This window comes from Streptococcus mitis (assembly GCF_047463435.1).
In the GTDB taxonomy this organism is placed as follows: Bacteria; Bacillota; Bacilli; order Lactobacillales; family Streptococcaceae; genus Streptococcus; species Streptococcus mitis_DS.
This window is the reverse complement of record NZ_JASHDW010000018.1, coordinates 12,281-27,001: the sequence shown is the minus strand read 5'-3', so window position 1 is coordinate 27,001 and position 14,721 is coordinate 12,281. Positions and strand designations below refer to the sequence as shown.

Below are 14,721 nucleotides of genomic sequence, written 5' to 3'. Positions count from 1 at the left end.
GGATTTCGGAACTTTGAAAACTTCAAAAAACGGATTTTTATCGCTCTGAATATCAAAAAAGAAAGGACGAAATTTGTCCTTTCTCGAGCTTAGCTTTTCATCAACCCACTACAGTTGACAAAGAGCCATTTTTTTCTTATAGTCTATTTCCGACATTAATACGGTTAATGGCACGTTGCAGTGCAATCTTCGCACGACGTTCTTGGTCAATCAAGTGTTTGTCTTGTGCTTCTTCAATTTCACGCTCTGCTCGAAGTTTGGCACGTTCTGCACGACTAACGTCGATATCACGAGCACGTTCTGCAGAGTCAGCAACAATTGTGACAACGCCATTGGCAACTTCGATAACGCCTCCGTTCACTGCAATCCAGTTCACGTGATTTTCATCATCTACACGTTTAACCTTAACCTCATCAACTGCTAAAACTGCAATCATATTTTCATGTCGTGGCAAGATTCCCATCTCACCATCCAGAGTTCGAACTGATACAAAGCTGGCATGGTGATCATAGACGAGACCATCTGGTGTCACGATCTGGACAGTTAACTGAGCCATAGATCACCTCTTAAAATCCCATTTTTTCAGCTTTTGCAATCACATCTTCGATAGAACCTACACCACGGAAGGCATCTTCTGGCAAGTGGTCGTGTTTACCATCAAGGATTTCCTTAAAGCCACGAACAGTTTCAGCAACTGGAACATAAGAACCTGGTTGACCAGTAAATTGTTCAGCAACGTTGAAGTTTTGTGACAAGAAGAACTGGATACGACGAGCACGAGCAACCAAGGTCTTTTCTTCATCAGAAAGCTCATCCATACCAAGGATAGCAATAATATCTTGCAATTCATGGTAACGTTGAAGAACACGTTTTACTTCAGCAGCAACTGCATAGTGCTCTTCTCCAACAATTTCAGGTGCCAAGGCACGTGAGCTTGAAGCAAGTGGGTCAACGGCTGGGTAGATACCCAATTGTACCAACTTACGTTCCAAGTTAGTTGTTGAGTCCAAGTGAGCGAAGGCTGTTGCTGGCGCTGGGTCAGTATAGTCATCCGCTGGCACATAGATAGCCTGGATAGAGGTTACAGAACCCTTTTTAGTTGATGTAATACGCTCTTGCAATTGACCCATTTCCGTAGCAAGTGTTGGTTGGTAACCAACGGCTGATGGCATACGACCCAAAAGGGCAGATACTTCTGAACCAGCCTGAGTGAAACGGAAGATATTATCGATAAAGAGAAGCACGTCTTGGCCTTCTACATCACGGAAGTATTCAGCAATTGTCAAACCAGTAAGGGCAACACGCATACGTGCTCCTGGTGGCTCATTCATCTGACCAAATACCATGGCTGTTTTCTCGATAACGCCTGATTCTTTCATTTCCCAGTAAAGGTCATTACCCTCACGAGTACGTTCCCCAACACCGGTAAATACTGAAATACCACCGTGTTCTTGGGCAATGTTGTGAATCAATTCTTGAATCAAGACAGTTTTACCAACTCCGGCACCACCGAAAAGTCCAACCTTACCACCTTTAAGGTAAGGGGCAAGAAGGTCGATAACCTTAATCCCTGTTTCAAGGATTTCAGAAGAGGTAGACAACTCATCAAAAGTTGGAGCTTTTTTATGAATTGGCTGACGCTCTGCATCTTCTGTAAAAGGAGCTTCCAAGTCAATGGTATCTCCCAAAACATTGAAGACACGTCCCAAAGTTTCTTTACCTACTGGTACAGAGATTGGACGACCTGTGTCCAATACTTCCATTCCACGAGTCAAACCATCTGTTGATTCCATGGCGATAGTACGGACCATACCATCTCCCAACTCCAAGGCTACTTCAAGGACGATTTTTGTTTTTCTTTCGTCATTTTTGTAGACGACAAGTGCATTGTTAATCTCAGGAAGTTTTTCCCCTGCTGCAAACAAGACGTCTACAACGGGACCGATAACCTGAGCAATTTTACCTGAACTCATCTCCTTCTCCTATTCTATATAAGATACTGTCGGTCCCTAGCTTAACTAGGTCCTAAGTTCATTTTCATACGAGCTGGACTAGTGCCTATTCTAAGGCACTAGCTCCTGCTACGATTTCTGTAATTTCTTGTGTAATCGCCGCCTGTCTGGCACGGTTATACTGAATTGTCAAATCATTAATGACTTTCTTAGCATTATCTGTCGCTGTTTGCATGGCTGTCATACCAGCAGCATTTTCAGCTGTCTTAGCATCGATAATAGCACCGTAAATCATACTTTCTGCAAATTGAGGCAACAACTGCTCCAAAATTTCTTCTCGGCTAGTTTCCAATTCAAAGGTCAAGCTGTAACTATCATCTGCTTCATTTGGATCCAAGTCAACAATTGGAAGCATTTGTTCCACACGCATTTGACTGGTTAGCGTATTGACATGGTGGTTATAGCAGACATAGAGTTCATCAAAAAGTTCATTTTGGTACATTTCAACAGTTTTTGAAATAATCTTACGAACTTCATCAAAGCTTGGTTGATCTGCCAAGCCACGTAGTTCATAAAGTGGTTGAATACCACGAGCTTTAAAGAAATCAGCTCCCATTCCACCAATACAGATCATTTCAAAACCTTTACCGTCTGGATGGTATTCTTCTTTCAGCTCCATAACGGCTTTCAGAATAGAAGAATTATAACCTCCAACCAAACCTCGGTCTGATGTAATGACGATATAGCCTGTCTTCTTAACTGGACGGCTAATCAACATCGGATTGGTTGAACTACCAGCTCCATTCCCATGAAGAATATCCGTCAAAAGTTTACGAACTTTCTGAGCATAAACTTGGAAATTGCGAGCAGCTTCTTCAGAACGACCTAGCTTAGCAGCTGATACCATCTGCATGGCATTAGTGATTTGACTCGTATTTTTTGTTGAGGCGATTTTTGTTTTAATATCATTTAGAGATACTGCCATCTGACACCTCTATTCTTATTGGAAGCTGGTTTGATTGAGAAACTCTGTAATCGCAGCATCCAAGACTGCTTCTTCTGGCAAGTCTTTTGTATCACGAATGGTTTCCAAAATCTCTGGATGTTGAGCATCAAAGAAGGCATGGAACTCTTCCTCGAAACGAACAATTTCATCTACAGGAACAGTATCCAAGAAACCATGTGTCAAAGCATAGAGAATGGTTACTTGTTTCTCAACAGGTAATGGTTTGTGAACAGGTTGTTTCAAAACTTCAACTGTACGACGCCCACGGTTCAACTTAGCCTGTGTTGCTGCGTCCAAGTCAGAACCAAACTTAGTGAAGGCTTCCAACTCACGGTATGAAGCAAGGTCGATACGAAGTGTACCAGCAACCTTTTTCATGGCTTTAATTTGTGCAGAACCACCTACACGTGATACAGATGAACCCGCGTCAATGGCTGGACGAATACCCGCATTGAAGAGACCATCGCCAAGGAAGATTTGTCCATCAGTGATTGAAATCACGTTGGTTGCGATATAGGCAGAGATATCTCCTGCTTGTGTCTCGATAAACGGTAGGGCTGTAATAGAGCCACCACCAAGTTCATCAGAAACTTTAGCTGAGCGCTCAAGCAAACGGCTGTGAAGGTAGAAAACATCCCCTGGGAATGCTTCACGACCTGGAGGACGACGAAGCAAGAGAGACAGTTCACGATAAGCTACCGCTTGTTTTGAAAGATCATCATAAACGATCAAAACATGCTTACCTTGGTACATAAATTCTTCTGCCATGGCAACCCCAGCATAAGGAGCTAGGAAAAGCAATGGAGATGGTTGTGAAGCAGAGGCTGTCACAACGATTGTGTAATCCAAGGCACCGTACTGACGTAGTGTTTCTACTTGCGTACGAACTGTTGATTCTTTTTGTCCAATCGCTACGTAGATACAGATCATATCTTGACCTTTTTGGTTCAAGATTGTATCAATCGCAATGGTTGTTTTCCCTGTCTGACGGTCACCGATAATCAACTCACGTTGACCACGACCAATCGGTACAAGGGCGTCAATAGCTTTCAAACCAGTTTGCAATGGTTCTGATACAGACTTACGTTGCATAACACCAGGAGCTGGTGCTTCTACTGGACGAGTTTTATCAGTGTAGATTTCTCCAAGACCGTCAACTGGACGACCAAGCGGATCCACAACACGACCAATCAGACTTTCACCTACTGGGACTTCCATGATTTTCCCTGTACGGCGGATTGTATCGCCTTCACGGATATCTGTAAAGTCACCTAGGATGATAATACCAACGTCTGTTGACTCCAAGTTTTGAGCCATCCCATAAGAGCCGTTTTCAAAAATCAACAACTCTCCACTCATGGCATTTTCAAGGCCGTGAGCACGCGCGATACCGTCCCCGATATAGGTTACAACACCTGTTTCAGTCACATCAAAATTGGGTTTGAAATTTTCAATTTGTTGCTTAATTAAAGCGCTGATTTCTTGTGCGTTAATTGCCAAAAGAACACCACTTTCTATTTCAAATTTTCTTTAACAACTTTAAGTTGTTGTTTAATACTCACATCAATTGTCTTGTGATTGGCAAAAATGACAAAACCACCAATAAGACTTTCATCGATTTGTTCTTTTACACTCCTTACTTTAAGAGACATTTTTTTCTCAATCAAAGGGAGCAAGCGACTCTTCTGTTCATCAGTTAAAGGATGAGCTGACCTAATCGTCACTTCAAATCGATTTGTTTCTTTTTCAAGTCGGTTCAAGCAATCTACAAGAATATCATAAAAAAGATTTGCTCTGTGATTGTAGATAAGAACCTGGATAAAGTTTTGCAATAAAGGTGACACTGAATCTTGGAAGAAAGTAATTGTTTTTTCCTTGTCAGACTCGTCTACTGCCACTTTTTTTAAAAAAGAAGGTAAGCCTGTTTCTTCAGCAACTTGCTTGATTTGAGCTAAGTCTGAAAAGATACGGTCTTCTTCTCCTTTTTCTAAAACCAATTGGACAAAAGGCATGCTGTATTTTTCAATTACCTTTACTGTTTTCTTGTCCATTAAGCTTCTCCTAACTGATCGATATACTGATCAATGAGTTCTTTATGGGCATGACCGTCAAGGTTTTGTGAGATGATTTTACCAGCCAAGCTGATTGTCAAATCTGCTACCTCACCCTTAACGCTTTGTAAAGCTTCAGCTTTATTTTGAGCAATTTCTTGGTTCGCTTTTTCTTTCAAGCGTCCTGCTTCTAGCTTAGCATCTGCTAAAATACTAGCTTTGCTTTTCTCAGCTGTTTCTTTCGCATTCTCAATGATTGTCTTAGCTTCTTTGCGGCTACCAGCCAATTCATCTTCGCGTTTCTGAGCCAATACTTCTGCTTTTTGACGTGCTTGTTCAGCTCCGTCAATATCTGCTGCAATTTTTTCTGCTCTTTGTTCGAAAATGCTAGTCAAATTTGACCAAGCGTATTTCTTAACCAAGACTAGCAAGAGAATAAAGGAACCAGCGATTAGTATAAAATCACCAAGCAATTCACCTACTGTTACATTCATAAACTACTCCTTTCTATTCTTCATCATTAATTTTATTTCCTAAGTACATCGAAGACAACAATGTAAATACATATGCTTGTACACAAGAAATAAAAACAGAAAATGCAGTCCAGATTAGATTTGTTCCAAAAGCAATAGGATACCAATAGAAGGCCTGATGAGAAAGTAGGACTAACATACTTGCCATCACTTCTCCTGCAAAGATATTACCAAATACCCGCAATGCAAGTGAAAGGAGATTGGTAACTTCTTCTAAGAGATTCATTGGTGTCATAAAACCTGGTGTCACAAATGCTTTTAAATACTTTTTGATTCCACGACGACGAATTCCTTCTACGTGGGTCATTAAGATAATTGTAAAAGACAAGACCAAGTCAAATGACAAATTTGCTGTTGGTGAGGTCCAAAGATTTACACCATCTGTAGTCTGAATTCTAGCCATTAAGCCAATATTATTTGCAATGGCCATAAATAGGAATAAACAGAAATAAAAGAGAGAATAATCCTTTATCATTGGACCAAGGTTTGATTTTGTAAATCCAACAACAAAATCAAATAAATACTCTAATACATTTTGTTTTCCTGTGGGTCTCAATGTCATATTTCGAGTTGCCCAATAAATAAAGCCAAAAATAAGTGCTACAGTCAACAAAGTCAAAACTACTATGGTTAAATTAAAGGTAACAGGACCAATATTGATGGTTGGATTAATACTTTCTTCCATCTAAAATCCTCCCTTTTTCAATTTATACTTCTTTTATTTGATGATAAATGAAAATACAAGAGTAACGAAGAAAGTACCTTCAATAAAGGCAACCCCTAGGATCATCAAACTACGTAGTTCTGAGATGATATCTGGTTGGCGAGCAACTGATTTCAACAAACCGTTCATCAACAAACCTTCACCAAGAGATACACCCATACAGGCAAGACATAGACCGAAAAATGTTAAATTCATGACGAATTCTCCTTTTAATTAAAATTTACTTACTTAGTTTAGTCCTAAAAATTGGATTTGTCAACTTTTTACTTACGTTGAAAGCGTTTAATGAAAATTATTTACAATTTTACTATTTTTTAGCTTATTATAATAGAAAACTTTGGAAAAAACTTGTAATAAATCCGTCTATTATCTAGGTCTTTCTGAAAAATAATGAAAAATCCGAGATGAAATCTCGGATGGAAATTAATATATTTTCTTTAACCTAAGGTTCTTTAGTAAGTAGGATTAAAGGGAAAGCAACTAGAAAGCTTTCGTCTCCTACATGTTTATTAAGCACGCACTGTGACGCTGGTGCCATCTTCCTTATAAAGATTGATGAGACCTTCTTTAAGAGCTCGAACCATGTCTCCAGCTTGAACAGGTTGTGGGACTTTGATTGTCAAGAGTTCCATTGGATTTGGAGCGCGGTCTATTTTATTGCCTTTGGCATCATGTAAATTTTCGATATACGTTTCAAAATGACGGAAACCTGGGCCATAAAACTCAACTTGGTCTCCTTCGTTAATAACGTTCCGTTGACGAATAGTTGCTGTTTGTGTCGCATCATCATAAGAAACCACTTCAGCAACAAACTTGTACTCAGGAATTTTACGACGAGCACCAAATAACTGCTCATTTTCAGATGGTGTACCGTAGTAGAAACCTGTTGCTAATTCACGTTGGGCAACCTTCCACATCTCATCAATCAAGTCTTGCTTGATAGCTTCAAACTTCTCTGGACTCTCTAGATAAGCATCAACAGCCGCCTTATAACAGTTAGTTACTGTTGAAACATAGTGAATAGACTTCATGCGTCCTTCGATCTTCAGACTGTCCACACCGTTTTCAATCATATCTGGGATATGGTCAATCATAGACATATCAACGGCTGACATTGAAAATTCTTCAGGAATTTCACCTTTAAGACTCTTACGTTCCTTCCCAAATGGCATATCGTAAAGGTCGTACTTCCAACGGCAAGACTGAGAGCAACCACCACGGTTAGCATCACGCATACTCATGTGATTTGAAAGCGTACAGCGACCTGAGTAGGAAATACACATAGCTCCATGAACAAAGGCTTCAATCTCAACGTCTGTACGTTTGCGAATTTCTGCCAATTCTTCCATTGAAACCTCACGCGCCAAAACGACACGAGTCAAGCCCAGTTCTTTCCAGAACTCAAGAGTTTCATAGTTAGTTGCACTTGCTTGGGTAGAGAGGTGGATTTCAAGACCTGGTGCTTCAGTCGCTGCAATCATGATCAAGGCTGGGTCAGATACGATAACTGCAGCGATTCCGATATCACGTAGTTTACGGAACCACTCACCAGCACCAGCTTCATTTCCTTCGTGCATAACCATATTGGCAGCTACATAGACTTTGGCACCGTACTTGGCCGCAAACTGGACACCTTCTTCCATCTGTTCGAAAGTAAAGTTACCTGCACGGCTACGAAGACCATAGGCCTGACCACCGATAAAGACAGCATCTGCCCCATACTGAACAGCTACTTTTAGCTTCTCTAAAGTCCCTGCAGGTGATAAAACCTCTGGACGTTTTAATGTTTTTGTCATGTTTTCTCCTATTTGCAATATAAAAGTTTGACGTTTTTCCTTCTCATTTTATAGTAAATAAGCCATAAAATCAAGCCTAGACAGATTGTTTTGACAATTCTAATCTTTTAATACTCTTCAAAAATCTCTTCAAACCAGGTCAGCTTCACCTTGGATTATATATTCGTCAGTCTTATCTACAACCTTAAAGTAGTGCTTTGAGCAACCTTCTGCTGCCTTCCTAGCTTGATCTTTGATTTTCATAATGGCTGATAAACTATCGAAAATTCACCCAGTTTTAACAAGTAATCAAAAATCTAGATAAAGTAAAAAACCAGTATTCAAAGATACTGGCTCGTTAAACTACATAAATTAGTCCTTAGATGACTATTCCCACTCAACTGTTGCAGGTGGTTTACTTGTAATATCGTAGACGATGCGGTTAACATGGTCTACTTCGTTTACGATACGTACAGAAATCTTTTGAAGAACTTCCCAAGGAATCTTTGCAAAGTCAGCTGTCATACCATCGATAGAGGTAATAGCACGGATTGCAATCGTGTAGTCATAAGTACGACCGTCACCCATAACCCCAACTGAGCGAACGCCTGTGTTAACAGTGAAATATTGCCAAATATCGCGGTCAAGGCCAGCTTTGGCAATTTCCTCACGCAGAATAGCGTCTGACTCACGAACAGTCTCTAGTTTCTCTTCAGTAATTTCTCCCATGACACGGATAGCAAGGCCTGGTCCTGGGAATGGTTGGCGCCATACGATATGGTCTGGCATACCAAGCTCTGTACCAAGAGCACGAACTTCGTCTTTATAGAGAGTGTTGAGTGGTTCGATCAATTCAAACTGCATGTCTTCTGGAAGACCACCCACGTTGTGGTGTGACTTGATAGTTTGAGCTGTATCTGTACCAGACTCGATAACGTCTGTATATAAGGTACCTTGAGCAAGGAATTTCACATCTTTGAGCTTGCTTGCTTCGTCATCGAATACATACACAAATTCATTACCGATGATTTTACGTTTTTGCTCAGGGTCAGAAACGCCAGCAAGTTTGTCAAGGAAACGTTTAGCAGCGTCTGCTTTGACGATATTCAAACCAAACTTACCACCAAGCATGTCCATAACTTGGTCTGCTTCTCCTTTACGAAGAAGACCGTGGTCTACAAAGATACAGATCAATTGATCGCCAATAGCCTTTTGGAGAAGAACTCCAACTACAGATGAGTCAACTCCACCTGATAGGCCAAGAAGGACACGTTTATCTCCAACTGTTTCACGGATTTTTTTGATCTGCATATCAATAAAGTTATCCATTGACCAATCACCTTTAGCCTTACAAATGTTAAGGGCAAAGTTACGAAGGATATCATTTCCGTATACAGAATGACGAACTTCTGGGTGGAATTGGATACCGTAAATGTGTTTATCTGGGTTTTCGATGGCTGCGTATGGGCAGTCAGCTGATGTACCTGTACGAACAAAGTCAGCAGGAATCTCAGTAACTGCATCACCATGGCTCATCAAAACAGTCTGCTCATCAGGTGTTGATTCAAAAAGAGCTGATGGTGTGTGAGTAAGAGTTGATTGACCGTATTCACGATTTCCAGCATCACCTGCAGGGACAACTTTTCCTCCAAGTTTATGGGTCAATAACTGCATACCGTAACAAATTCCCAAAATAGGAATTCCGAGTTCGAAGATTTCTGGGTCAATATCGAATGAACCATCTTCGTATACAGAGTTTGGACCACCTGATAGGATAATTCCTACAGGATTGATTTCACGAACTTCAGCAGCTGAAATTTTATGGCTCTTTAGTTCTGAAAAAACACCAATCTCACGGATACGGCGTGAAATCAGCTGGTTGTATTGGCTACCATAGTCCAATACGATGATTTTTTCTACATCTTTCAAATCAGTTGAAATGTTGCTCATCTTTTTCCTTTCTCAAAAGAAATATCTTTTTTCAATATTCTATCACAAATAAGGGCGAATTACCAACTAAACAAGGCGAAGTTTGACTTTTTCTAGTTTATTGGGGTACAATAGAGAAAAGATAGAAATGAAGTGAAAAATATGCTACCCGCTTATATGAAAATCCATGACCAGATTAAAAAAGATATTGACGAACATCGTTGGGCCATTGGCGAGAGGCTTCCCAGTGAACGAGACTTAGCAGAGCAGTTTGCGGTCAGTCGCATGACCCTCCGCCAAGCTATTTCCCTCTTAGTCGAAGAAGGAGTTTTAGAGCGCCGTGTAGGAAGTGGCACCTTTGTATCCAGTACACGTGTACAAGAAAAGATGAGAGGGACAACCAGTTTTACTGAAATTGTTAAGTCCCAAGGTAAAGTTCCCTCTAGCCAGCTCATTTCCTACAGAAAAACCATTCCCAATGAGCAGGAAGTTGCCAAGTTAGGAATTTCTCCAACGGAAAATATTATCCGAATGGAACGGGTTCGCTATGCCGACCAAGTTCCTCTAGTTTATGAAGTTGCTTCTATTCCTGAAAAATTCATTAAGGACTTTAAAAAAGAAGAAATCACTAGTCATTTCTTCCAAACCTTGCAAAAACACGGCTACCGTATAGGCAAATCTCAACAGACCATCTATGCTCGTCTTGCTAAGGAAAAAATTGCTCACTATTTGGAAGTTGAAAAAGGACATGCTATTCTTGGTTTAACTCAGGTTTCCTACCTAGAAGATGGTACTGCATTTGAATACGTAAAAAGTCAGTATGTAGGCGAACGTTTTGAATTTTATCTTGAAAACAATTAATACTCTTCGAAAATCAAATTCAAACCGCGTCAACGTCGCCTTGCCGTACTCAAGTACAGCCTGCGGCTAGTTTCCTAGTTTGCTCTTTGATTTTCATTGAGTATAAAATACTACATAAAACCTCTCTGTCACGGACAAAGAGTCTTTTTTATTTCTCTAAGAGTAAATCTTTCAAAGAAATCAGAGTTACAGCAAACAATATCATTGCCATGCCAAGAAAATCAATAGGATAAAATTGTTCATTCATAATTAGGAAGGCAAAGAAAACCGCCGAGATTGGCTCAATTGAAGCCAACAAACTTGACTTAACTGGTCCAATCAGACTGGCTCCTTTTAAGAACGCTGTATAGGCAAAGACAGTCCCGATAAGGATAATGCCCGCAAAAGCAAGGAGAAAATCAAGACTAGTCGGTATATTGGCCTGTAGAACCCCTGTAAAAGGAAGGGCGACCAAACCTGCTATGACCATCCCCACACCAATGACCAAGCTGCTCCCCCACTTCTTAATCAAGGCTATGGGCAAAATGATATAAAGTGCGTAAGTCAGAGCAGAAAAGAGACCCCAGAACAGACCGGCAGGTGTCATGGATAACTGGTCCAACTGCCCATGAGTGGCGATCAGAAAGGTCCCTCCGATGGCTAATATGATAGAAACAATCTCTCCCAGTGTCGGTGCTACCTTATCCTTGATACAGCTATAAATCAAAATCCCAACAGGACAAACATACTGAAGCACCGTCGCGGTCCCTGCATTGGTCTCCTGAATAGCAGTTAGATAGGCGAATTGATTGAGGAAGAGGCCAATTAGAGCAAAAATGAGAAGAGACAGCAAACTCTTTCTATCCTTTAAAAAGGCCAGCATTTTATCCTTTGCAGTAGCATAAGCCAAGAGCATGAGAATTCCACCAGCGATTAAAAGACGCAAGTTGGTCAAAACCAGAGACGAAATTCCGTGTGCCATCAGGTATTGGCCACTCGTTCCTGACAAGCCCCAAGCAATACCAGCCACAACTGTTAATAGAGTCCCTTTTAAACTATTTGACATGTCTCTCCTTACTCTTCTTTGCGAATCAAGTCCATCACTTGATTACGGTCTAAAATCCATTGAGCCCTCTCATCCTTTTCATAGGTACGATTGGATAGGAAAATAACCGCTTCTTGCTTCTGGCGATTCCACATGATAAAAGTACCTGTATAGCCCGTATGGTCTAACCAATCTCCTTCCAAATTCCATGCCAAAGAACGTTCCTTGTCAACCAAAGGAGAAAAATTTTGACTCAAATCTCTTGCAAAATCATCCTCTAAATAGTGTTCTAAAAAGATTTGTAAATCCTTTACAGTCGAAAACAAACCAGCACTACCTGCATGTCTGCCCAGGAGGCGAGCCTTGGGATCATGTACCAGACCTGCCTCGACACCTCTAACGGTTGGAACAGCAAGCTCAACAGGCCCAAACTTGGTTTCCGTCATTCCCAAAGGTTTAAAAACTTGCTCCTGTAAAATCTCATCCAAGTCTTGATTAAAGATTCTTTCCAAAATAAAACCCAACAGCAAAAAATGGACATCCGAATAAAGAAAGGCTGGCTGATTTCGTCTATTGAGATGAAACATCGCTTCCTTTAATTCTGAATCTGTTAAAAGATCACGATTGGGAATAAACGGATCAAGGTCTGTTGCGTGAGTCAAGAGCTGGCGAATAGTGATGTCTGGATAATCACTCTCTGGTAAAAAATCTGTTACCGGTCTGTCAATATCTAATTGACCTTTTTCCCACAAAAAGGTAAAAACCATACCAACCCCAACAACCTTGCTGACACTGGCTAGGTCGTAAACTAGTCCTGCCTCTGTCTGCAAGCCTTGCTCTGGGTCACTCTGTCCTAAATAGATCTCCGTCCATTGATGGTCCTTAAAATACGCAAAAGAGGCCCCGGGATAGATCCCTGCCTCGATTTGTTCTTCTATTTTTTTAATAATCTTGGTCCACTTCATACTTCTTCAAACCACAATTCAACATTATTTCTATCTTTACCAAGGAAGAATTTTTCAGACTTAGGAATAAAATATTCGGTAGACTCAAACTTCTTGCGAAGACTTGCTATATCTAGTTCATTGACCAAGAACTTGAGCATAGATAAGTCCCAAGTAGCCGTATTGTCCACAGTCAAATCCTGCCCCTGAGCTGGGATAAAATCAAGGGATGCCCCAATTTCAGATACTTCCAAGAAACTTTCGACATCCGTTGGGAGATGTAATTCCATAGAGATCTCAAATTTACTCAAAGAAATTGATTCCAAATCTGTTTGAAATTCAGGGTTTTCTTCTACTTCTACTAGACTTTCTCTATCATCTTCCGAATGAATCAAAACCAAATCATCTTCTGGAGAGTAAATTTCAAAAGCATAGCCATTCTGCCCCTTATATAATTGATGAATCGAATCTGTTTTAGATAAGAGTCCTTCAATTTCTAAGGGATTTTCCACTTTGACAATCAATCTAGCTAGTTTTTTTCTTCCCTCTACCTTACGAGTGCGCATACTTGGAGCTTCTTCTAAAACCAGCTTTTCTAGACCTGTTTGATCACCTAGTGACAGAAAGGCTGACTCTTCTAACAAGGCCTTCATACCAAGGGTTTCTATATAAAATGTTTCATTTAATTTTCTATTATTAACTTTTAAAGTAGGAATAATCCGTACAATCTGATTTACATTCATAAATTCCTCCAACTCTTTTATTTTAAAGGATTTTAGAATTTTTTACAAGAAATTATGCTCAGATTTACTGATTTTTCGTAAAAATTTCACTTAAAAAACCGAGGATTTCCTCGGTTTCAATTTCTTATAGGTAAAGGAATTTGAAGATAGCTACTGCCGCAATTGCTGCTGCGATAGGTGCTACTACTGGTACCCAAGAATACCACCATTTTGAATCACCTTTGTGCTCACCAAGAACTGATTTTGGAAGGAAAGCATGAAGGAGACGTGGTCCCAAGTCACGGGCTGGGTTCAAGGCAGGCCCTGTAGGTCCACCAAGTGATGTTACCAAAGCCATAACAAGGAATCCAAGTGCCAAGTGAGCAATTCCAAGACCAGAAGTCATAAATGGCGCTACTTGTTCTTTAGCTTGGTCAAGTGCTGCTGTTACTTGTTCTTGAGGAATGGTTTGACCATGAGTAGTTGCTTGAGCAACTTGAGCATTGATAGCTGCTTGTGCTTTTGATACTAGTTCAGCACCAAAGAAGTTTTTAGTCATTCCAAGAGCTGCAAAGAAAAGAACAAATGAACCAACAAACTCGTTTACAAAACCGTTAACAGTTGCTGCAAAACGTGATTCTTTTGTACCATTATCCAAACTTGAAATGGTTGAGAAAGTACCCAAAATGTTGTTTGGATTTTCAGTTTTCAAGTAATATGGGCGGTGTGTTGCCACAACCAAGGCTTGACCAAAGATAGCACCCAAAACTTGTGCGATGATATAAGGCGCAACTTGTGCCCAAGGGAAGAGACCGCTGATCGCAAGTCCAAGAGTGAAGGCTGGGTTGATGTGGTTACCTGATACGTTACCAAACATCAAGGCTGGGATCATAACCCCCATACCATAACCAACAGCGATAACGATCCAGCCACTTTGGTGACCTTTCGTACCTTTAAGTTCAACGTTGGCAACTGCACCATTTCCAAGAATGATCAAAATAGCAGTGGCCAAAAATTCAGTGGCATATTTAATTGCCCATGTGAAATCCATTTGATAGATTCTCCTTAAAATTTTTTAGACAATCCTTATTCTATCAATTTTTATATCTTTTAGCAACAGGTTTTCTAAAAGAATATATGAGAAAGCGGTTTTATTTCTTATAAAAAACAAAAGGATTAAGGGAGTCCATTTCCTTAATC

At 40.4% G+C, this 14,721-nt stretch carries 15 protein-coding genes; 1 reads left to right on the top strand and 14 read right to left on the bottom strand.

The annotated features are described in order from the left end of the window. Positions 1-136 precede the first annotated feature (136 nt). From QM843_RS09370 to guaA, 10 genes are all read right to left on the bottom strand, one after another. Entirely contained in the window at positions 137-556 is a 420-nt protein-coding gene (locus QM843_RS09370) for a F0F1 ATP synthase subunit epsilon (RefSeq protein ID WP_004256585.1), read from the bottom strand. Positions 557-566: 10 nt separating this feature from the next. Next, positions 567-1,973 (bottom strand): F0F1 ATP synthase subunit beta, encoded by a 1,407-nt coding sequence (gene atpD / locus QM843_RS09365; RefSeq protein WP_000094357.1) that lies wholly within the window; start codon positions 1,971-1,973, stop codon positions 567-569. A gap of 85 nt (positions 1,974-2,058) precedes the next feature. Continuing rightward, on the bottom strand, positions 2,059-2,937 hold the full coding sequence (locus tag QM843_RS09360; RefSeq protein ID WP_000301224.1) for a F0F1 ATP synthase subunit gamma: 879 nt from the start codon (positions 2,935-2,937) through the stop codon (positions 2,059-2,061). A gap of 15 nt (positions 2,938-2,952) precedes the next feature. Then, positions 2,953-4,458, bottom strand: coding sequence for a F0F1 ATP synthase subunit alpha (gene atpA, locus QM843_RS09355; protein ID WP_237446785.1), 1,506 nt, complete (start codon positions 4,456-4,458; stop codon positions 2,953-2,955). Positions 4,459-4,472: 14 nt separating this feature from the next. Beyond that, complete coding sequence (locus QM843_RS09350; RefSeq protein ID WP_237446784.1) at positions 4,473-5,009, bottom strand: F0F1 ATP synthase subunit delta; 537 nt, start codon at positions 5,007-5,009, stop codon at positions 4,473-4,475. After that, on the bottom strand, positions 5,009-5,503 hold the full coding sequence (atpF, locus tag QM843_RS09345; RefSeq protein WP_001103468.1) for a F0F1 ATP synthase subunit B: 495 nt from the start codon (positions 5,501-5,503) through the stop codon (positions 5,009-5,011). Before atpF ends, QM843_RS09350 begins: the two co-directional genes overlap by 1 nt. A 13-nt stretch (positions 5,504-5,516) precedes the next feature. Then, on the bottom strand, positions 5,517-6,227 hold the full coding sequence (gene atpB, locus QM843_RS09340) for a F0F1 ATP synthase subunit A (protein WP_000392870.1): 711 nt from the start codon (positions 6,225-6,227) through the stop codon (positions 5,517-5,519). Positions 6,228-6,260: 33 nt separating this feature from the next. After that, complete coding sequence (locus QM843_RS09335; protein ID WP_001054558.1) at positions 6,261-6,461, bottom strand: F0F1 ATP synthase subunit C; 201 nt, start codon at positions 6,459-6,461, stop codon at positions 6,261-6,263. 314 nt (positions 6,462-6,775) lie between these two features. Beyond that, complete coding sequence (locus QM843_RS09330) at positions 6,776-8,062, bottom strand: peptidase U32 family protein (RefSeq protein ID WP_045607117.1); 1,287 nt, start codon at positions 8,060-8,062, stop codon at positions 6,776-6,778. Positions 8,063-8,428: 366 nt separating this feature from the next. Beyond that, the gene (gene guaA, locus QM843_RS09325; protein ID WP_254754054.1) at positions 8,429-9,991 is read right to left on the bottom strand and encodes a glutamine-hydrolyzing GMP synthase; all 1,563 of its coding nucleotides are present in this window, start codon (positions 9,989-9,991) and stop codon (positions 8,429-8,431) included. Positions 9,992-10,132: 141 nt separating this feature from the next. Between guaA and QM843_RS09320 the strand changes: the two genes are divergently transcribed. Then, positions 10,133-10,831, top strand: a complete 699-nt coding sequence (locus QM843_RS09320) for a GntR family transcriptional regulator (protein WP_000936183.1) — start codon at positions 10,133-10,135, stop codon at positions 10,829-10,831. Between the two features lie 148 nt (positions 10,832-10,979). Here QM843_RS09320 and QM843_RS09315 read toward each other — a convergent pair whose 3' ends face one another. From QM843_RS09315 to gla, 4 genes are all read right to left on the bottom strand, one after another. Next, positions 10,980-11,876, bottom strand: a complete 897-nt coding sequence (locus QM843_RS09315; RefSeq protein WP_414304822.1) for a DMT family transporter — start codon at positions 11,874-11,876, stop codon at positions 10,980-10,982. 8 nt (positions 11,877-11,884) lie between these two features. Next, positions 11,885-12,820, bottom strand: coding sequence for a serine hydrolase domain-containing protein (locus tag QM843_RS09310; protein ID WP_414304823.1), 936 nt, complete (start codon positions 12,818-12,820; stop codon positions 11,885-11,887). Then, the gene (locus QM843_RS09305; RefSeq protein ID WP_414304824.1) at positions 12,817-13,542 is read right to left on the bottom strand and encodes a CppA N-terminal domain-containing protein; all 726 of its coding nucleotides are present in this window, start codon (positions 13,540-13,542) and stop codon (positions 12,817-12,819) included. Before QM843_RS09305 ends, QM843_RS09310 begins: the two co-directional genes overlap by 4 nt. 124 nt (positions 13,543-13,666) lie before the next feature. After that, positions 13,667-14,572, bottom strand: a complete 906-nt coding sequence (gene gla / locus QM843_RS09300; protein WP_414304825.1) for an aquaglyceroporin Gla — start codon at positions 14,570-14,572, stop codon at positions 13,667-13,669. Positions 14,573-14,721: the final 149 nt, after the last annotated feature.